Origin of the sequence: Lysinibacillus sp. BNK-21, from assembly GCF_048684915.1 — a bacterium.
Classification (GTDB): domain Bacteria; phylum Bacillota; class Bacilli; order Bacillales_A; family Planococcaceae; genus Lysinibacillus; species Lysinibacillus capsici.
In genome coordinates this window covers 894,954-919,881 of the sequence record NZ_JBLQTS010000001.1, presented here as the reverse complement: position 1 = coordinate 919,881, position 24,928 = coordinate 894,954, and the positions used below count along the sequence as shown (strand labels likewise).

General features: G+C 39.6%; 20 protein-coding genes, 20 tRNA genes and 1 rRNA gene. 8 read left to right on the top strand and 33 right to left on the bottom strand.

Translation table 11 applies throughout. The annotated features are described in order from the left end of the window. The first annotated feature begins 99 nt into the window (after positions 1–99). Positions 100–1,140: a metal ABC transporter solute-binding protein, Zn/Mn family gene (locus ACMGGO_RS04695; protein WP_054549905.1), complete on the top strand. Its 1,041-nt coding sequence runs from the start codon at positions 100–102 to the stop codon at positions 1,138–1,140. A 21-nt stretch (positions 1,141–1,161) separates the two neighbouring features. Here ACMGGO_RS04695 and ACMGGO_RS04690 read toward each other — a convergent pair whose 3' ends face one another. The 6 genes from ACMGGO_RS04690 to ACMGGO_RS04665 all read right to left on the bottom strand — a co-directional run bounded on the left by ACMGGO_RS04690 (position 1,162) and on the right by ACMGGO_RS04665 (position 8,867). Beyond that, positions 1,162–2,313 (bottom strand): transglutaminase domain-containing protein, encoded by a 1,152-nt coding sequence (locus ACMGGO_RS04690; protein ID WP_048391056.1) that lies wholly within the window; start codon positions 2,311–2,313, stop codon positions 1,162–1,164. Positions 2,314–2,443: 130 nt separating this feature from the next. Then, positions 2,444–3,868 carry an o-succinylbenzoate--CoA ligase gene (locus ACMGGO_RS04685; RefSeq protein ID WP_054549904.1) on the bottom strand — a complete coding sequence of 475 codons (1,425 nt, stop codon included), beginning with the start codon at positions 3,866–3,868 and terminating at the stop codon, positions 2,444–2,446. A 217-nt stretch (positions 3,869–4,085) separates the two neighbouring features. Further along, the gene (gene menB, locus ACMGGO_RS04680; RefSeq protein ID WP_004225917.1) at positions 4,086–4,904 is read right to left on the bottom strand and encodes a 1,4-dihydroxy-2-naphthoyl-CoA synthase; all 819 of its coding nucleotides are present in this window, start codon (positions 4,902–4,904) and stop codon (positions 4,086–4,088) included. Positions 4,905–4,967: 63 nt separating this feature from the next. Continuing rightward, complete coding sequence (gene menH, locus ACMGGO_RS04675) at positions 4,968–5,777, bottom strand: 2-succinyl-6-hydroxy-2,4-cyclohexadiene-1-carboxylate synthase (RefSeq protein ID WP_319839498.1); 810 nt, start codon at positions 5,775–5,777, stop codon at positions 4,968–4,970. Beyond that, on the bottom strand, positions 5,774–7,489 hold the full coding sequence (menD, locus tag ACMGGO_RS04670; protein ID WP_048391049.1) for a 2-succinyl-5-enolpyruvyl-6-hydroxy-3-cyclohexene-1-carboxylic-acid synthase: 1,716 nt from the start codon (positions 7,487–7,489) through the stop codon (positions 5,774–5,776). Before menD ends, menH begins: the two co-directional genes overlap by 4 nt. Then, positions 7,482–8,867 (bottom strand): isochorismate synthase, encoded by a 1,386-nt coding sequence (locus ACMGGO_RS04665; protein ID WP_066038112.1) that lies wholly within the window; start codon positions 8,865–8,867, stop codon positions 7,482–7,484. The genes menD and ACMGGO_RS04665 overlap by 8 nt, the downstream gene beginning before the upstream one ends. A gap of 247 nt (positions 8,868–9,114) precedes the next feature. On the opposite strand from ACMGGO_RS04665, the gene ACMGGO_RS04660 reads away from it, so the two are divergent. Further along, positions 9,115–10,035, top strand: a complete 921-nt coding sequence (locus tag ACMGGO_RS04660) for a 1,4-dihydroxy-2-naphthoate polyprenyltransferase (RefSeq protein WP_016992515.1) — start codon at positions 9,115–9,117, stop codon at positions 10,033–10,035. 12 nt (positions 10,036–10,047) lie between these two features. Here the strand turns inward: ACMGGO_RS04660 and ACMGGO_RS04655 are convergent, their stop codons facing one another. The 5 genes from ACMGGO_RS04655 to ACMGGO_RS04635 form a co-directional block, all read right to left on the bottom strand. Beyond that, positions 10,048–10,974, bottom strand: a complete 927-nt coding sequence (locus tag ACMGGO_RS04655; RefSeq protein ID WP_420281626.1) for a dipeptidase — start codon at positions 10,972–10,974, stop codon at positions 10,048–10,050. Between the two features lie 47 nt (positions 10,975–11,021). Then, on the bottom strand, positions 11,022–11,471 hold the full coding sequence (locus ACMGGO_RS04650) for a TraR/DksA C4-type zinc finger protein (protein WP_333879445.1): 450 nt from the start codon (positions 11,469–11,471) through the stop codon (positions 11,022–11,024). A gap of 75 nt (positions 11,472–11,546) precedes the next feature. Further along, a complete protein-coding gene (locus ACMGGO_RS04645) occupies positions 11,547–12,308 on the bottom strand; it encodes a MerR family transcriptional regulator (RefSeq protein ID WP_048391040.1) in 762 nt (253 codons plus the stop codon). Between the two features lie 142 nt (positions 12,309–12,450). After that, positions 12,451–13,665, bottom strand: coding sequence for a diaminopropionate ammonia-lyase (locus tag ACMGGO_RS04640; protein ID WP_281216025.1), 1,215 nt, complete (start codon positions 13,663–13,665; stop codon positions 12,451–12,453). A gap of 135 nt (positions 13,666–13,800) precedes the next feature. After that, entirely contained in the window at positions 13,801–14,796 is a 996-nt protein-coding gene (locus ACMGGO_RS04635; protein WP_281216024.1) for an ABC transporter substrate-binding protein, read from the bottom strand. Between the two features lie 144 nt (positions 14,797–14,940). Here ACMGGO_RS04635 and ACMGGO_RS04630 point away from each other — a divergent pair, with 144 nt between their 5' ends. The 3 genes from ACMGGO_RS04630 to ACMGGO_RS04620 are packed head-to-tail and all read left to right on the top strand — an operon-like array spanning position 14,941 to position 17,807. Continuing rightward, positions 14,941–15,942, top strand: a complete 1,002-nt coding sequence (locus ACMGGO_RS04630; protein ID WP_048391034.1) for a FecCD family ABC transporter permease — start codon at positions 14,941–14,943, stop codon at positions 15,940–15,942. Beyond that, complete coding sequence (locus ACMGGO_RS04625; protein WP_048391031.1) at positions 15,942–16,997, top strand: FecCD family ABC transporter permease; 1,056 nt, start codon at positions 15,942–15,944, stop codon at positions 16,995–16,997. Before ACMGGO_RS04630 ends, ACMGGO_RS04625 begins: the two co-directional genes overlap by 1 nt. 15 nt (positions 16,998–17,012) lie before the next feature. Next, positions 17,013–17,807 (top strand): ABC transporter ATP-binding protein, encoded by a 795-nt coding sequence (locus ACMGGO_RS04620; protein ID WP_054549894.1) that lies wholly within the window; start codon positions 17,013–17,015, stop codon positions 17,805–17,807. Between the two features lie 139 nt (positions 17,808–17,946). Here ACMGGO_RS04620 and ACMGGO_RS04615 read toward each other — a convergent pair. From ACMGGO_RS04615 to ACMGGO_RS04510, 22 genes are all read right to left on the bottom strand, one after another. Continuing rightward, positions 17,947–18,018, bottom strand: a tRNA-Glu gene (locus ACMGGO_RS04615). A 2-nt stretch (positions 18,019–18,020) separates the two neighbouring features. Beyond that, positions 18,021–18,111, bottom strand: a tRNA-Ser gene (locus ACMGGO_RS04610). Positions 18,112–18,121: 10 nt separating this feature from the next. Further along, positions 18,122–18,198, bottom strand: a tRNA-Asn gene (locus ACMGGO_RS04605). 4 nt (positions 18,199–18,202) lie between these two features. Next, positions 18,203–18,279 (bottom strand) — tRNA-Ile (locus ACMGGO_RS04600). A 1-nt stretch (position 18,280) separates the two neighbouring features. Then, a tRNA-Gly gene (locus ACMGGO_RS04595) sits at positions 18,281–18,354 on the bottom strand. A 5-nt stretch (positions 18,355–18,359) separates the two neighbouring features. Then, positions 18,360–18,435 (bottom strand) — tRNA-Phe (locus tag ACMGGO_RS04590). A gap of 59 nt (positions 18,436–18,494) precedes the next feature. After that, positions 18,495–18,570 (bottom strand) — tRNA-Asp (locus ACMGGO_RS04585). A 3-nt stretch (positions 18,571–18,573) separates the two neighbouring features. Beyond that, positions 18,574–18,648: transfer RNA gene (locus ACMGGO_RS04580), tRNA-Met, on the bottom strand. A 53-nt stretch (positions 18,649–18,701) separates the two neighbouring features. Beyond that, positions 18,702–18,794: transfer RNA gene (locus ACMGGO_RS04575), tRNA-Ser, on the bottom strand. A 15-nt stretch (positions 18,795–18,809) separates the two neighbouring features. Then, positions 18,810–18,886, bottom strand: a tRNA-Ile gene (locus tag ACMGGO_RS04570). 7 nt (positions 18,887–18,893) lie between these two features. Next, positions 18,894–18,967: transfer RNA gene (locus ACMGGO_RS04565), tRNA-Met, on the bottom strand. A gap of 28 nt (positions 18,968–18,995) precedes the next feature. After that, positions 18,996–19,071 (bottom strand) — tRNA-Ala (locus tag ACMGGO_RS04560). A gap of 16 nt (positions 19,072–19,087) precedes the next feature. Next, positions 19,088–19,164: transfer RNA gene (locus ACMGGO_RS04555), tRNA-Pro, on the bottom strand. A 9-nt stretch (positions 19,165–19,173) separates the two neighbouring features. After that, positions 19,174–19,250: transfer RNA gene (locus ACMGGO_RS04550), tRNA-Arg, on the bottom strand. An 8-nt stretch (positions 19,251–19,258) separates the two neighbouring features. Further along, positions 19,259–19,347: transfer RNA gene (locus ACMGGO_RS04545), tRNA-Leu, on the bottom strand. A gap of 5 nt (positions 19,348–19,352) precedes the next feature. Beyond that, positions 19,353–19,427 (bottom strand) — tRNA-Gly (locus ACMGGO_RS04540). Positions 19,428–19,463: 36 nt separating this feature from the next. After that, a tRNA-Leu gene (locus tag ACMGGO_RS04535) sits at positions 19,464–19,548 on the bottom strand. Positions 19,549–19,565: 17 nt separating this feature from the next. After that, positions 19,566–19,641, bottom strand: a tRNA-Lys gene (locus tag ACMGGO_RS04530). A gap of 7 nt (positions 19,642–19,648) precedes the next feature. Continuing rightward, positions 19,649–19,724 (bottom strand) — tRNA-Thr (locus tag ACMGGO_RS04525). A 3-nt stretch (positions 19,725–19,727) separates the two neighbouring features. Continuing rightward, positions 19,728–19,803, bottom strand: a tRNA-Val gene (locus ACMGGO_RS04520). Between the two features lie 10 nt (positions 19,804–19,813). Next, positions 19,814–19,928, bottom strand: a 5S ribosomal RNA gene (rrf, locus tag ACMGGO_RS04515). Positions 19,929–20,206: 278 nt separating this feature from the next. Further along, positions 20,207–21,277 carry a cysteine desulfurase family protein gene (locus tag ACMGGO_RS04510; protein WP_374806380.1) on the bottom strand — a complete coding sequence of 357 codons (1,071 nt, stop codon included), beginning with the start codon at positions 21,275–21,277 and terminating at the stop codon, positions 20,207–20,209. Positions 21,278–21,377: 100 nt separating this feature from the next. Here ACMGGO_RS04510 and nadB point away from each other — a divergent pair, with 100 nt between their 5' ends. From nadB to nadA, 3 genes are read left to right on the top strand one after another with little or no spacing between them, the layout of a single operon-like run. After that, entirely contained in the window at positions 21,378–22,940 is a 1,563-nt protein-coding gene (nadB, locus tag ACMGGO_RS04505; protein ID WP_054548465.1) for an L-aspartate oxidase, read from the top strand. Then, on the top strand, positions 22,921–23,781 hold the full coding sequence (gene nadC / locus ACMGGO_RS04500; protein WP_066038273.1) for a carboxylating nicotinate-nucleotide diphosphorylase: 861 nt from the start codon (positions 22,921–22,923) through the stop codon (positions 23,779–23,781). The genes nadB and nadC overlap by 20 nt, the downstream gene beginning before the upstream one ends. After that, positions 23,768–24,871: a quinolinate synthase NadA gene (gene nadA / locus ACMGGO_RS04495; RefSeq protein WP_054548463.1), complete on the top strand. Its 1,104-nt coding sequence runs from the start codon at positions 23,768–23,770 to the stop codon at positions 24,869–24,871. Before nadC ends, nadA begins: the two co-directional genes overlap by 14 nt. Positions 24,872–24,928 lie beyond the last annotated feature (57 nt).

Here is a 24,928-nt window from a genome sequence, read left to right as displayed (position 1 = left end):
CATTTTTTTCTTGTACTTTTTTAAGTTGTGCGTTATTATAATAACTGTTCTAAAAAATAAATCGTAATGATTACTATTTAAGAGAGGTATCTTACTTATATGAAAAAACTATCTGTATTATTGTTAGTCGCAGTTCTTGCTTTATTTACTGCCGCTTGTGGAGACAAATCGTCCACATCCCAAAAGACTGAGGAAAAAGATAAATTAAGTATTTATACAACGGTTTATCCATTAAGCTATTTTGCACAGCGCATTGGTGGAGATTATGTTGAAGTAGCTTCAATTTACCCAGCTGGTGCGAATGAACACACCTTCGAGCCAACTCAAAAAGATATGATGAAATTAGCAGATGCTGATATCTTTTTCTATATTGGCTTAGGACTTGAAGGCTTTGTAGAAAACGCTAAAAAAACTTTAGCGAACGAAGATGTCACAATGGTGGCAACTGCTGATGACGTTTCAGATGAAAAATTAGCTGTAAGCACAGGACATGTTCATGCAGAAGAGGAAGAACATGAAGCAGACGCACATGATGAGCATGAGCACGGTACAACCGAGGAAGAGCATGAACATGAAGGTGAAGAACATGGACATGATGAGCATGAGCATGGCGATATCGATCCGCATGTTTGGTTATCTCCTACAATTAGTCAAGACTTAGCACTGGCTATCAAAAACACACTAGTTGAAAAAATGCCAGCTCAGGAGGCAACTTTTAACACAAATTATGATGCATTAGTAAAAGAATTACAGGATTTAGATCAAGATTTCGAAGCAATGACTGACAAAGCACAAAATAAAACATTCTTTGTATCCCATGCTGCATTTGGCTATATTGCTGGTCAATACGGCTTAACTCAAGTGCCGATTGCTGGCTTGAATTCACAAAATGAGCCATCTCAAAAGGAATTAACAAAGATTGTAGACAAAGCAAATGAATTGCACATTCACTATATTTTATTTGAGCAAAATGTCTCTTCCAAATTAGCAGAGATTATTCAAAAAGAAGTTGGTGCAGAATCTCTTGTCTTGCATAATTTAAGCGTATTAACAGCTGATGATGAAAAAAATAAGGAAACCTATTTCACATTGATGCAAAAAAATATTCAAACATTAGAAAAAGCTTTAAGCGTTCAATAATATGAGTAAGGAGGTGCCCCTCTATTGGGACACCTCCTTTATTATGACGTATTTTTCTTGTGGCATCCGTTTTTCCGTTCGATAAAAAGACCCTAGCCACTTCATTGTTTTTTGCTTAGTCACATGCTTAGCTTTTGGCTGAAGGACAACAAAAGCCATTATACTACTTTCTACTAGCATAGGTGGCCACTCAGTAAAGTTAAACTGAACTAAATTGTCTTGTTTATTTGTTTTTTGAGTAACAAGCTTCATCGGCTGCTCCACTAATGGTTGTACGGCTAACCGATTTTCTCCGATGATTGATAACCCCATAATTTCATTCAATTGATGTTGTATAGGTGACGCTAAACTTTGTCTTTTTGTTTCTTCCTGTAAATCTATATATTTTTCGCTTGTTGCAGCAGGGAAACTTGCATAATCCCAGGTATGATCTTGTGCTAATTGGCGATCCGACACTAAAAAATATTGATAGCGAACTTCTCCTTTACGATCAGGCAAAGGGTCATCCCATGTCACATCAATATGATACCAAGCATGATCAAGTTTCACTAATACCCAGGCATGTAGCTGTTCTCCTACTTTTCCTGGTACATATTGTACCTCAAAACCCAGCATTTCTAACATTCGATATAGCACTAAAGCATATGCCTGACAGACGCCCTTATTCTCCGTTAATAATGTATATGGAGAATATTGACTTCCTTCTGTTTCCTTAGAGTATTCCGCGGACAATACAATAAAATCATGTGCAGCCTGTAGTTTTTCTATGTCACTTAATCCATGCATAGGTGCAATAATATTTTCCAAAGTTTGCTCGACAAATAACGCCTCTGTTTGTGATAGATGGTACGTAAATGCAAAGGCAATGACAATATTATTGCTATAACCTTCGTACTTCCATTGGAAACTTGAAATATTAGTATAAATATAAGAGTTTTCAATTGCATTTTTAGTAATTTCTGTTAGTTCATCTTTTATCTCGGCTAAGTCACCAGTATAACGAATCGAGAATTCGGATGATAGATGCATAACTTCTTTATTAATGAGAGATTGTAGTGTTTCAATTGAATGAGCTGTTGCTACATCTTCTTTTTCATAGTTTGCAAATACTTGCACATGACTCATTTGTAGAACAAATAATATAATGACAACATTATATATATATTTCCTCATATGAGTCATTCTCCTTTACTAAATAGTTTATGCCTCTCTTTTTTTATTATGTTAATAAATGATTAATTTCATGCTAAAAGTTCAAATAAAAAAGAAGCCTTCCTTTTTAGAAGACTTCTTAACAAGATTTTTATTGTAATAATTTCCGTCTCAACAATTTATCCGCACCATTGCGCGGAAGACTGTCTGTAATAATCATTTCTTTAGGCACTTTATATTTAGCAAGTTTCTGTAAACAAAAGGCCTTTAGTTGCTCAACAGATACCTGCTCATTTAACACGATAAATGCAATGGGTACCTGACCCCATTGTTCATCAGGCATACCGCATACACCCGCCTCTTTGACAGCTGGGTGTGTGAGTAGTACATTTTCTATTTCTGCAGGATAAATATTTTCTCCCCCTGAAATGATTAAATCTGCCCTTCGATCAATGACGAATAAATAACCCTCTTCATCCACATAACCAATATCACCTGTATGAAGCCAGCCAGCCTTCGTTGCATTTTTTTGTGCAAAACGTCCAATATAGCCAGGTGTGACATGAGGACCTCGAATGCAAATTTCCCCTTCACCTTTAGCATTTGGCTCAGCAATCATAATTTGATTAAAAAATAAAGGCTTTCCAGCAGAACCAATTTTCCTCATAGCATCTTCACTTGCCAATGTGGCTGTCTGTGAAGAGGTTTCTGTCATCCCATATGTTTGTGCGACAGCTAAATTTAACGCATGTGCTCTCGCTAAATAATCAACGGGAACAGGTCCACCTCCAGCTAACATTAACTTAAAATAAGATGACGCTCTCGCATTGCGTTGCTCTAGCGTATGTAGAATTCGTTCCAAGGTCACCGCTACAACAGACATATGGGTGACATCCCCATCCATAATATTTTGTGCGATAGATTCCACATCAAATTGCTCATATAAAAAGATTTGATTTCCATATAGCAGTGAACGCACTAAAATGGAGAACCCACTAATATGGAATAAAGGGACCGCGCATAGCCAAACGTCCTGAGCCTGTAGCCCAATATTTAAAACGGAGGCAGTGGCACTAGCCTGATGATTTCCAACTGTTTGGCGAACCCCTTTTGGGAAGCCGGTTGTACCTGACGTATACATAATAGTTGTTGTTTGATGAAGAGGCCATTCCTTGACAATATCTACTGCACCCTCTGCACCCTTTTCAATTGCTGAAAATAAATGATAGGTTGTTTCAGTTGGTAGCTTTTCTACATCCTCATCGGCAACTAATACCGCTACAGCCTCTGAATCCTCTAGCTGATAAGCTAGCTCATCCTGTGATAGTCTACGATTAAGCATCACCATTTCACATTGCAGATGCATGCAGGCATACATCATGATTACAAGCTCAGGCTTACTTGGCCCCATAATAGCAATTCGATCACCCTGTTGAATACCGAGTGTTACTAATTGTCGAGCACGTTTTATTGATTCATCATTCAATTCTTGAAAAGTCCAGCTTTGCTTTTTAAAAGTAAGTGCCTTACGGAAAGGTGTTAAATAAGCTCTTTGTAAAATCCAGTTAGGATACATCTTTGTCACTCCAATCACCCTACATCTTAACGCTTTCCCATATAGTTTGTCTATTATCCATGTAGTATCTAGCTTTTTAATGAATACCTCTATCCTTCACCTATTGAGTTTTATCCACCTCTTAGACACTTCTATCCCCTATTTTTATCTTCAATCTGTTTAAGACATATAAAAAGCTCGTATCTCCAAAAGATACGAGCTTTAAACCCCATACTAATCAAGGGAATCTTGGGAATTGACCGAAATCTGGTTGACGTTTTTCTTTGAATGCATCGCGGCCTTCTTTTGCTTCATCAGTTGTGTAGTAAAGAAGTGTAGCATCTCCAGCCATTTGTTGAAGACCTGCTAAACCATCTGTATCTGCATTCATCGCTGCTTTTAAGAAGCGTAGTGCAGTTGGTGACATTTGAAGCATTTCTTCACACCATTGAACTGTCTCATCTTCCAATTGCGCATAAGGCACAACTGTATTGACTAAGCCCATATCAAGTGCTTGTTGTGCATCGTACTGACGGCATAGGTACCAAATTTCGCGTGCCTTTTTATGACCAATAATACGAGCAAGATAGCCTGAGCCATAACCAGCATCGAATGAACCCACTTTTGGTCCAGTTTGTCCAAAGCGAGCATTGTCAGCTGCAATTGTTAAGTCACAGACAACATGTAAAACGTGACCTCCACCAATTGCGTAGCCAGCTACCATTGCTACTACTGGTTTTGGAATTACACGGATTAAGCGTTGTAAATCAAGAACGTTTAGACGTGGAATTTCATCTTCTCCTACGTAGCCACCGTGACCGCGAACTTTTTGGTCTCCGCCTGAGCAGAAAGCATGTTCACCTTCACCAGTTAGAATAATAACACCGATATTTTTATCATCGCGTGCACGTGAGAATGCGTCAATCATTTCCATTACCGTTTTTGGGCGGAATGCATTACGCACTTCTGGACGGTTAATCGTAATTTTTGCGATACCGTTATAGAACTCATACTTAATATCTTCATAAGTATGTAATGTTGTCCATTGACGTGTCATTGAATTGCCTCCTATATCATTAAATTCGTCTCGTTTCTAGCGAGGCGCTAACGTAATCGTATATTACGTTAAATACTCCTCTACTATTGTAGCAAACTCAGCGGGATTTTCCACATGAATTGCATGTCCAGCGTCATTTACTGTTAAATGCTTAACAGTATTTAATAGCGCTTTCATTTCTAGTGCAATTTTACAAAATTTCTCATCCAATGAACCTGTAATTAACAGGACAGGTATTTCTAGTTGCGACAATCTATCCCAATTTGAAGGTTGAACGCCTGTCCCGATACCTCTCAAGCTACCAGCAAGTCCCTCTTCTTTCTGTGATAGTCGCTCTTCTCGAATAGTTTCTCTTACAGTTTTAGGTAGACGTTGCTGTGAAGCAAAAAGCGGTATGCTTTCCCAAGCATTGACAAAGGAAAGTACACCATTCGTCATTATTTTTTGCGCTAGTGCTTCATCTCGCATACAACGTTCATTTTGCTCTTCCATTGTTCGCAAGCCAGGAGATGCACTTTCTAAAATGAGCTGATGTATACGAGCTGGATACGAAATGGCATAGGATAAAGCGATTCTTCCACCCATTGAATAGCCCAACAGCGTAAATTTCTCTAAATGAAGCTGGCAAAATAGTTCTTCTAAATCCTGTAATTGCTCCTCCATAGAAAAACGCTGTACGTGCTGTGGAATAGCTGTTTGACCATGTCCGATTAAATCAACGGCAATAACACGCACATGAGGTAGAGCTTGTGCTAGATTATGCCATGTTGCTGAGCTACCAGTAAATCCATGTAAGGCAACGACTGTATATTCACCGTTTTCGTTCCATATATCTACATGGGTTTCAAGCCCACGAATCATCCACTTTGTCATACTTTTAACTCCGCATTAATTCGATTCCATAGACCTCGATGTGCATTCACATTCTCGGTTCTATCTGTAAATATTTCAACTAATCGTAAAGAATGGTTTTTACATGTTGAAAATTTCTCAGAAAGCTCCGATATTGTTTCGACACGTACATAGTCCATATCATACATATGTGCAATGTCACGGAATTCAAGGGCTGTTGGTGTGCCAAATAAATCCTCATAGTGATCTTCAACAGTTGACTGTGGTAAATAAGAAAAAATACCACCACCATCATTATTCATCACAATAATCGTTAAGTTACATTCCTGATATCTGGAAGCAATGAGTCCATTCACATCATGTAAAAAGGCTAAATCACCAATCAGTAAATAACTTTCTCGATTATTTCCCTGACTGAAACCGATTGCTGTTGATACGACACCATCAATCCCGTTCGTTCCTCGATTGGCAAAAACACGTAGATCTTTCGGTGTAGCCAATAAAAATGTATCAATATCTCGTACTGGCATACTACTGCTAACGAAAATATCACTACCGTCAGGAATCATTTTGAGTAAACGACTGACTATAGCCCCTTCATCTTTTTCTACCTCTGCGTATTGTTCAATAAACATAGAAGCAAGCTGATTTGCTTTTTGCCATTCGGCTAAGTATGTTTTCTCGATAGCCGTTTCAGTGATAGCTAATTCTGTTAGCCACTGATCGACATTCGCATGAATAAAATGCGTAGATACGCCTGTAGCATCTCTAAACATAGGGTCTTCATCGATAATCACATACGCATTTGGACGTGACTTTGTAATAAATTGCATTATAAACTTCGAAACTGGTTGTGCCCCTATTCGGATTACTGTATCTGGTTGTACCAGTGCTTTGAAGTCATCACTCTTCATAAGGGCATCATAGGTTGTCACGATATATGGTAAACAATCCTCTGGTACGGATGTACGCATATTCGATAAACTTTCAACAATGACAGGCCACTTCAGCTGACGTACAAATTCCCAAACTATGGATAATTCTGTACCAAGAGCTAACTCACCAATGATCATAAAACCTCTTTTAGTTGATTGTATAATAGAGGATAGTTCCTGTTGATCCCCGCGTGTTGGGGTTAATTGTCCCATACTGCTGTGCTTAAACGTCACTGCTGGTAGCTCCTGCTGTAAATCAATTAATAGTGGTTCACGGAAAGGTACATTAATATGGACTGGTCCAAAAGGTGCGCTCGTGGCAATGGCTACCGCACGAGCAAGATGACGCTCAATAAAAGGCAATGTTGGTTCAGCACCATCTGCTAACGGAAAATCAACACTCCACTTTACATGTGAACCATATAAATTGGGTTGGTTGATAGCCTGTGGAGCGCCTACCTCACGTAATTCATGTGGGCGATCAGCTGTTATAATGATTAATGGTACACGTGCATAGCTTGCCTCCACAATCGCAGGAAAATAGTTAGCTGCTGCTGTACCAGATGTACATAAAAGAACCACAGGCTTAGTAGTTGCCTTAGCAAGCCCTAGCGCAAAGAATGCTGCTGAGCGCTCGTCTACCTGCCGATACATTTTTACTTGTTTAGTAGAAGCAACCGCATAAGCAAGCGGTGTTGAACGTGAGCCTGGACTAACGACAACATTTTCTACACCAGCTTGCACTAGCGATGCGACCATTTTATAAACATAATCTGTTAGTATTTTTCGTTCACTCATGTAATTGTCCCCCTAGCGCACGAAGCATTGGACGGAATTTTACTAATGTTTCTTCATATTCAGATTGCGGTTCTGAATCTGCGACGATTCCACCGCCTGCATATAAATAAGCTTTATCATTTAGTAAGGCTGCTGAACGTATGGCAACTGCAAATTCACCGTTACCCTCTGCATCTAGCCAGCCTATTGGCGCAGCATACAGTCCCCGATTCATCGGCTCATATTTACGGATGGCTGCCAATGCTTCTTTGCGTGGTACGCCACCTAAAGCGGGTGTTGGATGTAATGATTTAGTCAATTGTAAGATTGTTGCATCCTGATTTAACTGACCTTCAACAGGCGTATACAGATGTTGAATATCTCGTATTTTTAACAAGCGTGGTCTATCTGGCACCGTCATGTCCACACAATTTTTACGGAATGTTTCCGCAATCATATCCACAACATACTGATGTTCTCCGCCATTTTTAGGGTCATTTAATAAACTTTGTCCAAAAGCCTCATCTTCCTCTGCAGTCTTACCTCGTTTAATTGAGCCAGCAACACAAGAAGAAAATGCTCGACCATCTTCTACTTTCACAAGTCGTTCAGGTGATGCTCCGAAAAATAATAAATGTCTATGCTCTAAACCAAATAAATAGCTTTCTGGTTGTTCATGAATAATTTGAGAAAGTACTTGTGGTGCGGATACATACTCTTTAAATTGCAAAGCAAGTGATCGTGCAATGACCACTTTATCTGCCTTTTTCTGTTTAATTAATGCTGTCACTTGATCGATTGAGGCTAAATAAGGCTCTTTATATGGTTCAAAATAACTTATGATTTCAGGTTTTGTATACGTTTTCACTTCTTTAACCTGAGCTGCATGGATTAAATGATCGCGCTCTTTTCTTAGCGCTTCGAACTGATCCTCAGCCTGTTGGTCTTGTGTCAAAAGGTGAATACTTACGTATGCTTTATCATCGCGTATCACCAGTTGAAACGTTGCTAATGCAAAATAAGCCTCTGGGAAATCCGTCCATTCCCCGTCTACATTATTTTGAGGATCAAATGTAAAACCGCCAAACAAAATTGGTTGTAACGCTTGTTGACCTTTTGGACAGTTTTTCGTTATGTTTTTCCATTCCGCTTCAACTGCATCAAAGCGGTTTTCTTTAGCGTTGTTTTGAATAGTATGAGCATGTCCTAGCCCAACTAATGTCATTGTTTTTTCTCTATTTTGCCAATAAAATCGTTCACCTTTATAACATTCCTCGCCAGCTGCATAGAACGCCAGTGCAGATAGGCGACTTACTTCAATTGTTTCCATATAAAAATGAAGGCTTTGGCCCAAAGAGTCCACTTCTACTTCTGTGGCTTGGTACCACTTCTGTTGCATGAAAATTACCTCCGTTGTTGCAATGTACATAATGAATGATGGTTAAATAACACATCATATTTTAGTTGGCAACACGTTATTCGTACTGTTGCTAATTGTTCTTTTTTATTTTCAGTTCATAAATGCATGTTCTATTGTATCACTTTTTTTCATTAAACAGTATGTAATAAGCTGTGAACCTACCCATTTTCTCAATCTTCGTTTAAAATAAGAAGAGTCGACAACATTTGAAGGAGAGAAAGACCTTATGACCAAAGTCATTGAAGCTGATAGGGGTTTTAAAGTATGGTGGCATTTAACACGTCCACATACTTTAACCGCTTCATTTGTTCCTGTATTCCTAGGAACAGCAATTGCCTTAGCAATTGAAAAAGAAACAATTGATTTTGGACTATTTTTTGCTATGCTCATTGCAAGTATGCTTATACAAGCAGCAACGAATATGTTCAATGAATATTATGATTACAAATTAGGATTAGATAACGAGCATTCCGTCGGGATTGGCGGAACGATTGTCCGTCATGGTGTACAGCCAAAAACAATTATGATGATTGCATTAAGCTTTTATGCTATTGCCATGCTTCTTGGCATTTACATATGTGCCTCAACATCTTGGTGGTTAGCTGTTGTCGGACTTGTTTGTATGCTTATTGGCTTTTTATATACAGGTGGACCATACCCAATCGCCTATTCGCCATTTGGTGAAATTGTTTCTGGCGCAGTAATGGGGATGGGCATTGTATTAATTGCCTTCTATATTCAAGCGCTTACAGTAACATTAGATGCTGTCTTGCTCTCTGTACCAAGCATGATTTTAGTCGGTGCCATTATGCTATCGAACAATATACGTGATATTGTTGGCGATACAGAAGGCGGACGAAAAACCTTAGCTATTTTGGTAGGACGTGATAATGCAATTTCCGTGTTATCAGGCTTTTTTATCGTCTCTTATTTATGGGTGATTGCTCTTGTAGCAGTTGATGGTATTACTTTTTGGGCATTAATCATCTTCCTAAGTATTCCAAAACCATTACGTGCCATTCAAATTTTCCGAGACAAAAAAGAAGCCAAAGAGGTAATGCCTGCGATGAAATATACAGCGCAAACAAATACATTCTTCGGCTTCCTATTAGGAATCGGTTTATTAATTCATTATTTCTTTTATTAAGATGCGGCAGCCTTAACGGGTTGCTGCTTTTTTTACATAGCGTCGGAAATTTTGGCTTGCAATACCATACACTTCTTCATCTGAAAAGCGTGTACGTAATGCCTCTAGTAAATTTTGTGCCTCTCCTGCATGGGCTAAGCCACTGACAGTCCTATCAATCCCATCAAAATCGGAGCCTAATCCAATATGCTCCACACCTACCAGTTTAGCTAAATGCTCCACATGCCCCACTAAATGGTCTAGTGTTGCACCTTTGCCTATAAAGAGTGGGAAATAAACTACATGGATATGTCCTCCCGCCTCAACAAGTGCCTTTGCCTGGGCATCAGTTAAGTTACGCGGGTGATCACATAGTGCACGTGCATTACTATGGCTTGCAATAATATGCTTTGCAAGCGGCAAGACATCCCAAAAGCTTTGCTCATTTAGATGGGACACATCAATAATAATATCGCGTTCATTTAATAATTGTATAACTTCTTTACCAAATGGCTTTAAACCAAGAGTTGCATCCTGTTCAGCACCATGGGCCACAGCATTTTCTTCATTCCATGTTAAACCTACCAACTTCACCCCTGCATCCAGTACAGCTGTCAGTTTTGTTAAATCTTCGCCAATGGCACTACAGCCCTCTAAGCTTAAAATGGCTCCTATTTCGTGGGGAGCTAATTGATCTAACTGTGCCCAACCTGTAATATGCACCATGCCCTCTGTTTGTAATACGTGAGTATGGAATGCTTCGATTTGGCGCATGACCTCAAGAAATTGTAGACTTTGTGGGATTGTTGGGTCAATAAAGATAGCGAATACTTGAGCCTCTACTTGCCCTAACTGCAATCTTTTTTGATTAGCATGTATTCGCACATCCTCAGCAAAATTGGCCGCTTCAAGAGTAGTTAACTTTAAAAGCGCATCACAATGTAAATCAATAATCTTCATATCCTCACCTCTACAGTTATTATACTGCTTCTGCGAGGAAAAACTTACTAAATTTTATCCTGTGGTGTATCAGAAGAGCCGAATTCCTCCAGCTCAATAAAATCATCTGATTTTGGTGTTGAAGAAAGAACATCTTCTTCCACTGGTCGTAAATTGTCTTCTTTCTTTTCTGCATGTTCCACACATGTCAGAGCTTGCGGCATTGCCTTTAAGCGACCAATTGGAATTTCTTTACCACAGACTGTACAATTGCCATATGTACCGTCTGCCATTGCTTGAAGAGCTTCTTTTATTTCTTCAGCATTATCACCACGATGCTCATCAATAGCCATTTCTGTAAGCTGATCCGTTAAATCACTTGCATTATCAGCTGGATGATTATCATAATTCGATAATTCTGTCGCTTGAGGTCGCTCTGATTCTTCTATTCGTTGTTCTATTTCTTGTAATTCTTGCTCTAGTTGTCTTTTTAATTGTTGCATTATTTGTTGATCCACAATAATCTCCTCCTCATGCTTTCATTTTTTCCTATTTTACGATTTCTAAAACATGTCAGCATAAGGAAGACCTATTTACTTACTTGTATAAGCTATAATGGCGTCATGCAAAAATTGCGCTGCTCCTGTTTCACCACGTTCATCATAATAAGCTGTAAAGCGTTCATCAGCAATATACATTTGTGCCAGCCCTGCATGTGCCTCTTTGGAATACTCTTTCCACGTAAAGTTGAGCCAGCGTTTATGCAACTCTGCAACTTCCATCGCAATGTCACTTGTAGTATCTCCAAGTTTCATTGCCTCTGCTAAACGTTCAAACATTTGCTGTTCTAGCTGTTGCATCGCTTGATATTGTTGCTCCGTCATGTTCATAAGCTTAGCATTGGATGCATCCACTGTTTCATTCCCATATTTCTCACGGATTTCTTTGCCGTACTGCTTTTCGTTATTCTCAATTAACTTTTCTTTAAAGCCTTTAAATTTTTCTTCATTAGACATTGGTTGTTCCTCCTCAATGGATTGTATTGTTTTTTCTACTGTCTGTAAGATCGTTTCCAACTGCTCTTTGCGTTGAAGCAAAGCAGCTCTATGTGTTTTGAGCGCCTCAGCATGCTGAAAATTTGGTGCTTGAATAATAGCCTGAATTGTCGCTAATTTCATATCCAAAGCACGGTAAAATAAAATCTGCTGCAACATATCGACCTCCCATTGGCCATAAAATCGATAACCTGCCTCATTGGTTCTTGCTGGTTTCAGCAATCCAATTTCATCATAATAACGCAATGTTCTTGTACTAACGCCCGATAGTTGAGCAAGCTCCTGAATGGTATATTCCATCTCATCACCTCCACTAATGCTACTGTAAGCTTTGACGCAACGTTAAGGTCAAGAGTTAAAATAAAAAAATTTAATTAAACTTAATTATACTTTCAAATCCTTTTACAAAAGGAAAATAGCAAACTAGTAAATCACTAGTTTGCTATTGATTCGCATATTTCCCATGCCATACTATTTCTCGATAACTCTCTTTATCTGTATCACCCTCTGTATTAATAAACAGCACCCTTGCTTGTTCATTTAGGTGCAAGGCATGTTTTAATTCCTTATATTGTTCATTAGTCATTATTTCATAAAAGCAACCAAATGGCGCCGCTCCTGATTCACCAGCTATAATGCGAGTGTCTGTAGCTAAAGGATTTCCTAGAACGCGCATACCTGTTGCTGCTATTTCTTCCTCACAGGAGATACTTATTTTTGTGTAGGCTTTTAAGATTTGCCAAGCCTGTGGATTCGGTTCACCACAAGCAAGACCTGCCATTATAGTTTGCATCTCCCCACCAACAGTGACAAATTGATCTGTATTTTTCTTAAAGCTTTCATAATAGCAATTAGCGACATGTGGCTCAACCAAGACAAATGTAATATCCTGCTCATAGTATTGCTGTAAAAATGCTACTACTGCTCCGGCAAAGGACCCCACACCAGCTTGCAAAAATACATGTGTTGGGGCTTGCTGTATCTGTTCAACAATCTCCTGTACAAGGGTTGTGTACCCCTGCATAATCCATAATGGAATTTCATCATAGCCTTGCCACATTGTATCCTGAATCAAAACCCAACCATTTTCTAGTGCAAGCTGTGAGGTATAACGAACAGTATCGTCATAATTCATTGTCGTAATTTCAGCAAAAGCCCCTTCACTTTTAATATGCAGTAACCGCTCAGCGGCGCTACCAGCTGGCATATATATTCTTGCTTGAAAACCCAGTTCTCTTGCAGCCCATGCCACACCACGACCATGATTTCCATCAGTCGTTGAAATAAATGTTAAATTGCCTACTTGCGCTCTTACTTCTGGAGTTTTTAACTGTTCAAACGATAGCTCCTCTATATTCCTTCCAAGCTTATTGGCAACATATTGCGCAATTGCATAAATACCTCCTAAAACTTTAAAGGCATTTAAACCAAATCGATAAGATTCATCTTTAATCATAATTTTTTCTACATCTATATATGAAGATAGTGCCTCAAGATGATGGAGTGGTGTCTTCTCAAATTGCTCATATGTACGCTGAAATTGACCAACTTTCCTCACTTGATCTAGTGAAAAATATGGAAGTATTGCTGTTGCTTGTTTTATATGATCTTGCTCTAAATAATGCTGATTATAAACCCACCTTAATTTTTCCTTCATCGCCATCCCCCTCAATTTATGGTCAATATCTACATCATAGTCTATCTAACTTTAAAGTACCAGGAGAGTATATATTAGGAAGTAAAAAAACTATACATTTATCGAACATCGATAAATGTATAGTTTATAAGAAAATTATTTAACAAAGATTTCTTTCACTTGATCTAGCATAATATTCGCAGCTAAAATGCCTCCAGCCGTATTCCAAATGACATCATCCACCTTATGTGCATTGCCTTTTTGGACTGCTGTTAAGTTTTTCCAAAGCGGGTCTTGTGTCCACTCTTGTTCAGTTGCTAGTGCTGAATCATCGCCTGTTGGCATGTACGTGAAGTAGAAAATAACATCCCCATCCATTTGAGGGATCGCTTCTTTCCCTACTTCAATCGCTAAGTTTCCTAGTTTAGCATTATCTTTAAATAAATCTGCTTGCGCTGCAACACGTTTAAATCCTAAAGCATCAAAAATCACACCTGAGAATGAATCTGTGTAATAGATACGAGATTTATCGGCCATAAAGCGTACAAATGAAACTTCTTGGTTGGTTTGTTCTCCAAGTTCTTCTTTCAGAGCTTGTAACTTATCTTCGTAAGCTTTTAGAACTTCTTCACCTTTTGTTTCTTGATTTACTGCTTTAGCGTATAATTTAAAATTCTCTTTCCAGTCACCACGTAATGTATCAGAAAACACAGTTGGAGCAATTTTGCTAAGTTTAGCATAATCTTTTTCTTGTCGTAATTTATTGCCAATGATTAAATCTGGCTTTAAAGAAGCAATTTTTTCGATATTTATTTCATGTTCAATACCGACAACCTCTACACCTTCCATTTGATCCTTGATGTGATCATACCATGGATCGCCTGTCCAAGATTGAACAGCACCTACTGGTTTAATACCTAGAGCTAATAATGCTTCTGTTCCTTCATTAGTTAAAACAACGATACGTTTTGGTGTGTCTTTTACTTCAGTTGTCCCCATTGCATGGTCAATACTGTAAGCATTGCTTTCTTTTGTACTTTCTTCTTTGGCATTATCTTTAGAAGTACCGCATGCTGCCAGAACAAAAATAGCAACCACAGCTAGTAAAACTAATAGTTTTTGAAAAGCTTTTTGCACCTTTTCTTCCTCCATTGTATATGATAAAATATTTAAGCATATTTGACGAGAATGAAAATCACTTTCATCTGTCTAAGAACGATATTAATCGTATTGTATGTAACTATCAAAGTCAATAACTAATTTATTAATTTTCCAAGAAAAGAGTACACGTTAAATATGATATTAAAAAATAATTATTCTAAAATGATTGCTTTACTAGTAGGAGTCATACTATTACTTCTTTCTATGGGGATCAGTATTGTGTATGGTTATGCAAATACTTCTATTCAAACTACGTATGAATCTTTTAGACAATTTAACAATTCAAATGAGCATCTTATTATTCAAAATGTTCGAATTCCAAGAGCTCTTATAGCCAGTTGCGTTGGTGCTTCATTAGCTATTACAGGCGTGCTTATGCAGACCTTAACGAAAAATCCATTAGCCTCTCCTGGAATTTTGGGCATTAATGCAGGAGCAGGCTTTGCTGTTGTCTTTGCCATGATTTTTTTCCACATTTCAAGCTTGCAATCTTTTGCGTGGATTGCATTTCTTGGTGCAGCAATCGCTGCTTTATCCGTTTATGGAATTAGTTTCTCAGGTAGAGATGCTGTTACTCCAGTGAAAATAACTTTAGCTGGTGCTGCCATCAGTGCCCTATTTGCATCATTTACGCAAGGTTTACTCGCTACAAATGAAGCAGAGCTTGATCAAGTTTTGTTTTGGTTAGCAGGTTCTGTACAAGGTAGAAAACTTGAAATTCTACTATCTGTTCTACCGTATCTAGTAATTGGGTGGATTGCTGCCCTCATCATTTCCCCCAAAATGAATATTCTCGCTCTTGGAGATGATGTAGCAAGAGGTCTTGGTTTACGTTTAGGACTTATGAAGATATTGGTCGGTCTTATTGTTATTTTTTTAGCAGGGGGAGCAGTTGCAATTGCTGGCCCCATTGGTTTTATAGGGATTGTCGTTCCCCATTTTGCGCGCAAGTTTGTCGGCACTGATCATCGATGGCTTATTCCTATGGCTGCTTTACTTGGGGGGATACTTTTATTGCTGGCTGATGTTGCGGCTCGTTATATTATCATGCCACAAGAAGTTCCAGTAGGAGTCATGACTGCTATGATTGGCACACCATTCTTTATTTACCTTGCGCGAAAAGGTGGAAAAAAATAATGAAACATGTAAAAACAATTCGTTTACTTCAACAAAAAATTTCATTTTTAATAGATGTACAAGCTATAAAAAAATTAACAGTGATTTGCATACTAACTCTTGCCGTGTTCTTTCTTAGTGCATCATTTGGTGATTCATTCATCAATCCATTTAAAGTTTTACAAGCTTTTTTTGGTTACGGCTCAGATTTTGATCAACTGATTATTATTGATTTTCGAATGCCTCGAATTTTCATGGCCTTGTTTGCTGGAATGGCGTTAGCCGTCGCAGGTGCAGTTTTACAAGGAATCATTAAAAATCCACTTGCCTCACCTGATATAATCGGCATATCTGCTGGTGGTGGGGCAGCGGTTGTTGGTTTCTTAGCCATTTTCAGTGATTCTAATCACTCTTTAACAGTTAGTATAGAGTGGTTGCCATTAGCAGGATTCATAGGTGCTACTATCGTCGGATGTATAGTCTACCTATTTGCTTGGAAAGATGGTGTCACACCAAATCGTCTTGTCTTAATCGGTATTAGCGTGTCGGCATTCATGCAAGCAATTACTACAATGTTAATGATTATCGGCCCAATTTATCAAGCAAGTGAAGCGAATAAATGGATTACGGGTAGTGTCAAAAGTTCGGATTGGGATCAAGTACAAATCGTTGTTCCATTGATTATTGTACTTCTACTTATCACCTTTTTTATTACTCGGCAGTTAAATGTTCAAGAATTAGGTGATGATACAGCATCAAGCCTAGGGCAGCCTGTTCAAAAAACACGCCTTTACTTAATTCTATTATGCTCCAGTTTAGTAGCGAGTGCCATAGCATTTGCTGGTGCTATTGGGTTTGTAGGATTAATGGCTCCTCATATTGCACGACGCATTGTTGGTTCATCGTTCGGTGTACTTATTCCGGCATCCGCAGCAATTGGTGCATTGCTTGTAATGGTTGCAGATATTATAGGTCGTACAGCATTTAGCCCATTAGAAGTACCCGCAGGCGTCTTTACTGCTGCTATCGGTGCTCCTTACTTTATCTATTTATTATTTAGAAACCCTAAAAAATAAAGGAGTCTATACTACATGACTGAATCTTTATTAACCAAATCTCTAACATTAAGTTATGGTGATTTCAATATTATCGAAGATCTCAATTTATCTATTCCTTTGAATGAAATTACTGTATTAATCGGAGCGAATGGCTGTGGTAAATCCACACTCTTACGCTCCATTGCTCGATTATTAAAACCTAAAAAAGGCTCCGTTTTATTAGACGGTGAGGATATTTTTAAATTATCTACAAAACAAGTGGCTAAAAACCTCTCTATTCTTCCTCAATCTCCTGTTGCACCAGAAGGCTTAACTGTCCTACAACTTGTGAAACAAGGTCGCTATCCTTACCAAAGTTGGCGACAACAGTGGACTGAAAAGGATGAAGAAATCGTTTTAAGCGCTTTAAAAGCTACAGGTACAGAGCATTTACAAGATAGACCAGTAGATGAGCTATCAGGAGGACAACGTCAACGTGCTTGGATAGCTATGACGCTTGCTCAAGATACAGATATCATTCTTTTAGACGAGCCTACGACATACTTAGATTTAACTCATCAAATAGACGTTTTAGATTTACTATTCGAATTGAACCAACAGCAAAAGCGAACTATTATTATGGTACTACATGATATTAATCTTGCTTGTCGCTATGCCGATCATATTATTACAGTGCGTGACCGTGGTGTCTATCGTCAAGGGAAACCAGAAGAAATTATGACCACTGATTTAGTTAATCATGTGTTTGACCTTGATTGCCAAATGACGACAGATCCAATCTTTGGTACACCTCTTTGCATCCCATATGGAAAAGGGCGAAAAATTTAATCGCTAATTTGAAAAACAACAAGCCTACACAGTTTAATCCTTCTGTGTAGGCTTTCATTTATTATAGCTTTGTTATAAATCTAAATATCAAGTAAATTAAAAAGTGCAGTAGATGTAAATTCATCTACTGCACTTAGTATGACCCGTACGGGATTCGAACCCGTGTTACCGCCGTGAAAGGGCGGTGTCTTAACCACTTGACCAACGGGCCCATGGCGGAGAAGGAGGGATTTGAACCCTCGCGCCGGTTACCCGACCTACACCCTTAGCAGGGGCGCCTCTTCAGCCTCTTGAGTACTTCCCCAAAATAAAAATGGCTCCGAAGGCAGGACTCGAACCTGCGACAACCTGATTAACAGTCAGGTGCTACTACCAACTGAGCTACTTCGGAATAATGGTGGGCCTAAATGGACTCGAACCATCGACCTCACGCTTATCAGGCGTGCGCTCTAACCAGCTGAGCTATAGGCCCTTGGAGCGGGTGATGGGAATCGAACCCACGACATCAGCTTGGAAGGCTGAGGTTTTACCATTAAACTACACCCGCATAAATGGTGGGTCAGGACGGAATCGAACCGCCGACACTTAGAGCTTCAATCTAATGCTCTACCAACTGAGCTACTGACCCATTTCGTCCATGCTAAGCTTGCTCACTCTTTTGCTTCTCATGACTTTTATCTTTAAAAATGGCGGTCCCGACCGGGATCGAACCGGCGATCTCCTGCGTGACAGGCAGGCATGTTAACCGCTACACCACGGGACCTTTTGGTTGCGGGGGCCGGATTTGAACCAACGACCTTCGGGTTATGAGCCCGACGAGCTACCACTGCTCCACCCCGCGATAATTTTATGTTGTTTCGAGTTTTTAAAGCACCATTTATAAAAATTTAAAACTGGAGGAGGTAGAGGGATTCGAACCCCCGCGCGGTGTTACCCGCCTGTCGGTTTTCAAGACCGATCCCTTCAGCCAGACTTGGGTATACCTCCGTTACAATATATAAATGGTGGACCTTGCAGGACTCGAACCTGCGACCGGACGGTTATGAGCCGTCTGCTCTAACCAACTGAGCTAAAGGTCCTTTAAGATGGCGGCAGAGGGGATCGAACCCCCGACCTTACGGGTATGAACCGTACGCTCTAGCCAGCTGAGCTACGCCGCCAGGATCTTTATACTGGTTAATTTACTTATGGTGGAGCCTAGCGGGATCGAACCGCTGACCTCCTGCGTGCAAGGCAGGCGCTCTCCCAGCTGAGCTAAGGCCCCATAATCTTTTTGGAAATGGTCGGGAAGACAGGATTCGAACCTGCGACCCCTTGGTCCCAAACCAAGTGCTCTACCAAGCTGAGCTACTTCCCGTTGTTCTTTTGGCGCGCCCGACAGGAGTCGAACCCATAACCTTCTGATCCGTAGTCAGACGCTCTATCCAATTGAGCTACGGGCGCATTTAAAATGGTGCCGAGGACCGGAATCGAACCGGTACGGTAGTCACCTACCGCAGGATTTTAAGTCCTGTGCGTCTGCCAGTTCCGCCACCCCGGCACATTTGGAGCGGAAGACGAGGTTCGAACTCGCGACCCCCACCTTGGCAAGGTGGTGTTCTACCACTGAACTACTTCCGCATGTGCATAAGCTTTTTTATCTGGCAATGAAAATAATGGTGCGGGTGAAGGGAGTCGAACCCCCACGCCTTGCGGCGCTAGATCCTAAGTCTAGTGCGTCTGCCAATTCCGCCACACCCGCTTATTATTATTTATAAATGGTGAGCCATGAAGGACTCGAACCTTCGACCCTCTGATTAAAAGTCAGATGCTCTACCAACTGAGCTAATGGCTCGAAAAAATGGTGCCGGCTATAGGAATCGAACCCACGACCTACTGATTACAAGTCAGTTGCTCTACCTGCTGAGCTAAACCGGCATATGGTGGAGGATGACGGGCTCGAACCGCCGACCCTCTGCTTGTAAGGCAGATGCTCTCCCAGCTGAGCTAATCCTCCTGGGTATTATGCCTAGCGACGTCCTACTCTCACAGGGGAAGCCCCCAACTACCATCGGCGCTAAAAAGCTTAACTTCCGTGTTCGGTATGGGAACGGGTGTGACCTCTTTGCCATCATCACTAGACTTTGTTATGTATCTTGTTTTGAAGTTGTTTACCTGTCCTTCAAGACAAGAATTATTGTATAACGTTTTCTAACATTGTGCAATACTTTTTTATAAAAAAAAGAAATTATTACTTTTTAAAGATATTTTTGTTAAGTAAGAGAAAATATTGCCCTGCAAAATATTATAGCAATTGTTGGTTCAAAAGAAAACAATTATTTTATTTGGCCGATATTATTAGCTTATAATCTATTTCACTACAAGTGAAGAATATAGATAATCCTTCACTCGTCTTTTCGTTAAATATTTGAAAGCTCTATTTTTAATTTTACAATATCCTCAAGTGTAGTGGAAGGTCCAAAAGATATTCTAAAAAATTGGCGTGCCGCTTCCAAAGAGAACCCCATTGATAGAATAGCCTTTGTTCCCGATTCACTATGAATATCACATGCACTACCTGTAGAGATACAGATTCCCACCTCATTTAACTTTAAAAGAACATATTGCCCCTCTACTTTTTCCATCATTACCCCACAAATATTAGGTAGTTGCTGTTTACACTCAACGAGCTGACATTTTTCAGGTAAATTATTTTCAAAATAATTTCTTAGCGTTTCATAATGTTGCAATTCATATTGATAGTTTTCAATTGCCGCGGCAAAGGCCACGATTGCAGGAGTATCTAATGTCCCCCCTCTAAGACCCCTCTCATGTGTCAAACCTGGTGTTAATGCAGGTACTCTGATTGCAGGGTTCAGATATATAGCACCACAGCCCTTTGGTCCGCCTATTTTATGAGCCGAGATGGTAATCGCATCTGCCCCTTGTGGTATAGCTAGTTTGCCAAATGATTGTACACAATCAACATGACAGAATATATTTGATTTTCTTGCCATCTTTACGATTTTCTCTACAGGCTGGATTGAACCAATTTCAGAATTGACATGTTGAATGGTAATCAAAGCAGTCTCTTCCCGGATTGCTTGTTGCAATTGCCCCAGATCAACACAACCATCCTTCTGCAAAGGTAATTTTGTTACAGTAAAGCCCTTTTTCTCAAGTGTATTCAAAGCCGCATGCACTGACGTATGCTCAGCTTGAGATGAAATAATGTGTTTTCCTTTTTTTGAGGCTAGCGCTAACGACAAGATGGCTATGAGATTTCCTTCTGTTCCACTACCCGTAAAAATTACGCCATCACTAGTTACACCTAGGGCTTGGGCTACAACCTCCCTTGATTGCTGGACAAAATAAAAAGCTTGTCCCCCTAAATCATGCAAACTCGCACTATTTCCATAATACCGTTGTGCCACCTCTACATATGCCTCAAGAGATTCCCTCATCATAGGTGATGTTGCAGCATAATCCATATAAATCATCGTCTTCTTCCTCTCTTGTTCATCAGGTCTTGTTTTCTTTTATATTTTATGTAAAGATAAGTGTCAAGACAACTGTAAAGAAGGTATAACAATGGATGTAAAGACAGACGTCCTTATAATTGGTAGTGGTATTGCTGCACTTCAGGCTGCTTTAGTGCTTGAAAAACATTTTCAAATACAAATTGTTACAAAATCATCTATATATATGAGTAGTTCTTATCGTGCACAAGGTGGGATTGCTGCTGTTACCAGTGAGGAGGATCATATTCAACATCATATTGCTGATACATTGAAAGCTGGAGAGTATCATCATGAGAAAAGGCATGTTAAAACACTTATAAAAGATGGCACTGAGATTATGCAAAACTATCTAAAGGATGGCCTCCCTGTTGATCGGCAGGTCGATGGAAAACCTGCTCTAGGACTTGAAGGAGCACATAGTCATCATCGTATTCTACATGCAGGTGGTGATCGTACTGGTCAGATTTTCATAGATTACTTGCTTCATAAACTTTCGCCCAAAACAAAGATCAATTGCTATGAAATGGCTTATGAGCTTTTACGGAATACAGATGGTGACTGTGTAGGAGTGCTAACTAAAGGAGAAAAAGGTACAAAACGTTATTTGGCTCATCATGTTATTTTAGCGACAGGTGGCGCAGGTGCCCTTTATTCAAGTACATCTAATTTTCCAACTAATACAGGGGATGGGATCGCATTAGCATTTCGAGCAGGCGCTGCCATTAGTGATATGGAATTTATGCAATTTCACCCGAGTCTTCTGTGGTGTAAAAATGAAGCAAAGGGATTAGTTTCTGAAGCTGTCAGAGGGGCTGGTGGTATTTTTGTTAATGCCCAGCATCAGCCCATTATGACAGGTTTACATGCTCAACTTGACCTAGCACCAAGACATATTACTGCACTTGCCCTATTTACAAAACGTGCAGCGGGTGAAGAAACGTTTATTGATATCACTAACATTCAAGACTTTGAAGCAAAGTTTCCAACAATTGCTCAGCTGTGCCATGTTCATCACGTTCATTTACAAGATGGTCTAATCCCCGTGGCTCCAGGAAGTCATTTCTTGATGGGTGGTGTTATTGCTGATGACAAAGGAAGAACTACTATACCGAACTTATATGCAGTCGGTGAGGTTGCCTGTACAGGCGTACATGGTGCGAATCGTTTAGCAAGTAACTCCCTATTGGAAGGTATTACATTTGGTCAAAAAATGGCGCAGTTCATTATTCAAAAAGGGTGTCATCAAAAAAACTTTTTACTGGAAAAGCATCAATGTCCTGATAAAATGCCACCTTTATTTAGCAAACCCCAATTACAGCAACACATGATGCAGTTCCTAGGTATTGTTAGAAATATTGATGACTTGCAGCATTTTGTAAAGCAACTACCCTCCTTGCAATCACTTATTCAAGTTAATTTAAAGGGTCTAGAACTAGCTGAGTTGGAATTATTTATGATGCATGTAGTCGCCACATTAATGGCACATGCAGCAATTACTCGAACGGAAACAAGAGGAGCTCATATTCGGAAGGATAAATCCGAAATGAAATCACAATGGGCAAGTCGATGGATTATTTTTTCGCAAGGACAAATGAAAGTGAGGAACTCATTGTATGAATATCATCAAACTTGAGGAAATGCTCAAGCAATTTTTTAATGAGGATTTAGGAGATGGAGATTTATCGAGTGAATTTATCTTTTCAGCCGAACAACAGGGAGCTTTTTCTTTTTACGCGAAAGAAAGCGGAATTTTTTGTGGGGCTAACATTATTGAGCATGGCTTTCTCTTACTCGATCGATCAATCGAAGTCAATCTTCATACAAAAGATGGAGAGATGGTGAAGTCAGGTGATGTACTCGCTGTGATTAAAGGTCCCTTACAAAAATTATTAATCGGTGAGCGTGTCATTTTAAATCTTATTCAACGTATGTCTGCTATTGCAACGGCTGCCCATCTTGCCGTTCAAGAAACAGTAGGTACTCACGCAAAAATATGTGATACGCGTAAAACACTACCTGGACTGCGTATGTTAGATAAATATGCTGTTCGAATTGGTGGTGCTTTTAATCATCGTAATGGCCTGTACGACGCAATTATGCTAAAGGACAATCATATTGCCTTTGCTGGTAGCATTACAAAGGCAGTTCAGACCGCTAGAGCGAAAGTCGGTCATACCGTAAAAATTGAAGTTGAAATTGAATCAAAAGAACAATTAGAAGAAGCTATCAACGCAGGAGCAGATATTATTATGTTTGATAACCGTAGCCCAGAAGAAATCCGTGCATGGCTTCCCATTGTTCCTCCCACTATTGCGACTGAAGCATCTGGGGGCATCACACTTGAAAATTTAAAGGCTTATGCCCAAACGGGTATTCAATGGATTTCACTTGGCTCCTTAACACATTCAGTTAAAGCTTTTGATATTAGTGCACTCGTTCAAATGAAAGGAGATCATTCCCTTGTCCATCACTAGTTTATTACAACAGACGACATTACTCCCAGAGCATTATCGGGCACTATCTGTAAAGGAAATGGAATCTCGTATTTTATCAATAAAGAAAAAATTAGGTTCTAAATTATTTATTCCTGGCCACCATTATCAAAAAGATGAAGTCATTCAATTTGCAGATTCAACTGGGGATTCTTTACAGTTAGCTCAATTATCTGCAGCAAATAAGGAAGCTGAACACATCGTATTTTGCGGTGTACATTTTATGGCAGAAACTGCTGATATGCTGACAACGAAACAGCAACATGTCTATTTACCAGATATGCGCGCTGGTTGTTCAATGGCTGATATGGCTGATATTTATCAAACTGAACAAGCATGGCCAATTCTTCAAGAACTCTTTGGTGATACGATTATTCCTCTAACCTATGTTAACTCAACTGCGGCTATTAAAGCCTTTACTGGAAGACATGGTGGTGCTTGTGTCACTTCATCGAATGCAAAGGAACTTGTTCAATGGGCTTTTACCCAAAAACAGCGTATCTTCTTTTTACCTGACCAACATTTAGGAAGAAATACTGCCTATGATTTAGGTATACCTCTTGAAAATATGGCTGTTTGGAATCCACATAAGAACTTGCTCGAAACAAAAGAGCCACTTGAAAATATCCAGGTTATTCTTTGGAAGGGTCACTGCTCTGTGCACGAAGGTTTTACTGTTCAACATACAGAGGTTATTCGCAAAGAACACCCGACTATGAGGATAATTGTTCACCCTGAGTGCAGCCGTGAAGTGGTTGCAGCGGCTGATGATGCAGGCTCCACAAAATACATTATTGATACAATCAATCGAGCTCCAAGCGGATCTGCATGGGCAATTGGAACAGAAATGAACCTTGTCAATCGCATTATTAAGCAGCATCCTGATAAACATATTGTCTCCTTAAACGAAAACTTTTGTCCTTGTTTAACAATGAATCGAATTGACCTTCCACATTTGTTATGGAGCTTAGAAAGTATTGAGCAAGGTCAACCTCATAACCGTATACAAGTAGATGAACATACTACCGCTGAAGCACTTAGTTCACTTGAAAGAATGCTAGCCAGAGGATAAATAGTTAAAACTTTTTAAACAGAAAGGTTGAAGATATAACCTTTCTGTTTTTGTTGA

What these genes read in the sequence shown, in the direction of transcription:
- ACMGGO_RS04620 (WP_054549894.1), top strand. Translation starts at nt 17,013, where the DNA reads ATGACTGAATCTTTATTAACCAAATCTCTAACATTAAGTTATGGTGAT.
- ACMGGO_RS04630 (WP_048391034.1), top strand. Translation starts at nt 14,941, where the DNA reads ATGATATTAAAAAATAATTATTCTAAAATGATTGCTTTACTAGTAGGA.
- ACMGGO_RS04510 (WP_374806380.1), bottom strand. Translation starts at nt 21,277, where the DNA reads ATGGATTATGCTGCAACATCACCTATGATGAGGGAATCTCTTGAGGCA.
- ACMGGO_RS04665 (WP_066038112.1), bottom strand. Translation starts at nt 8,867, where the DNA reads ATGCAACAGAAGTGGTACCAAGCCACAGAAGTAGAAGTGGACTCTTTG.
- ACMGGO_RS04655 (WP_420281626.1), bottom strand. Translation starts at nt 10,974, where the DNA reads ATGAAGATTATTGATTTACATTGTGATGCGCTTTTAAAGTTAACTACT.
- menH (WP_319839498.1), bottom strand. Translation starts at nt 5,777, where the DNA reads ATGACAAAGTGGATGATTCGTGGGCTTGAAACCCATGTAGATATATGG.
- ACMGGO_RS04690 (WP_048391056.1), bottom strand. Translation starts at nt 2,313, where the DNA reads ATGAGGAAATATATATATAATGTTGTCATTATATTATTTGTTCTACAA.
- ACMGGO_RS04695 (WP_054549905.1), top strand. Translation starts at nt 100, where the DNA reads ATGAAAAAACTATCTGTATTATTGTTAGTCGCAGTTCTTGCTTTATTT.
- ACMGGO_RS04635 (WP_281216024.1), bottom strand. Translation starts at nt 14,796, where the DNA reads ATGGAGGAAGAAAAGGTGCAAAAAGCTTTTCAAAAACTATTAGTTTTA.
- menD (WP_048391049.1), bottom strand. Translation starts at nt 7,489, where the DNA reads ATGAGTGAACGAAAAATACTAACAGATTATGTTTATAAAATGGTCGCA.
- ACMGGO_RS04660 (WP_016992515.1), top strand. Translation starts at nt 9,115, where the DNA reads ATGACCAAAGTCATTGAAGCTGATAGGGGTTTTAAAGTATGGTGGCAT.
- ACMGGO_RS04645 (WP_048391040.1), bottom strand. Translation starts at nt 12,308, where the DNA reads ATGGAATATACCATTCAGGAGCTTGCTCAACTATCGGGCGTTAGTACA.
- menB (WP_004225917.1), bottom strand. Translation starts at nt 4,904, where the DNA reads ATGACACGTCAATGGACAACATTACATACTTATGAAGATATTAAGTAT.
- nadB (WP_054548465.1), top strand. Translation starts at nt 21,378, where the DNA reads ATGGATGTAAAGACAGACGTCCTTATAATTGGTAGTGGTATTGCTGCA.
- ACMGGO_RS04625 (WP_048391031.1), top strand. Translation starts at nt 15,942, where the DNA reads ATGAAACATGTAAAAACAATTCGTTTACTTCAACAAAAAATTTCATTT.
- nadC (WP_066038273.1), top strand. Translation starts at nt 22,921, where the DNA reads ATGAATATCATCAAACTTGAGGAAATGCTCAAGCAATTTTTTAATGAG.
- ACMGGO_RS04685 (WP_054549904.1), bottom strand. Translation starts at nt 3,868, where the DNA reads ATGTATCCTAACTGGATTTTACAAAGAGCTTATTTAACACCTTTCCGT.
- ACMGGO_RS04640 (WP_281216025.1), bottom strand. Translation starts at nt 13,665, where the DNA reads ATGAAGGAAAAATTAAGGTGGGTTTATAATCAGCATTATTTAGAGCAA.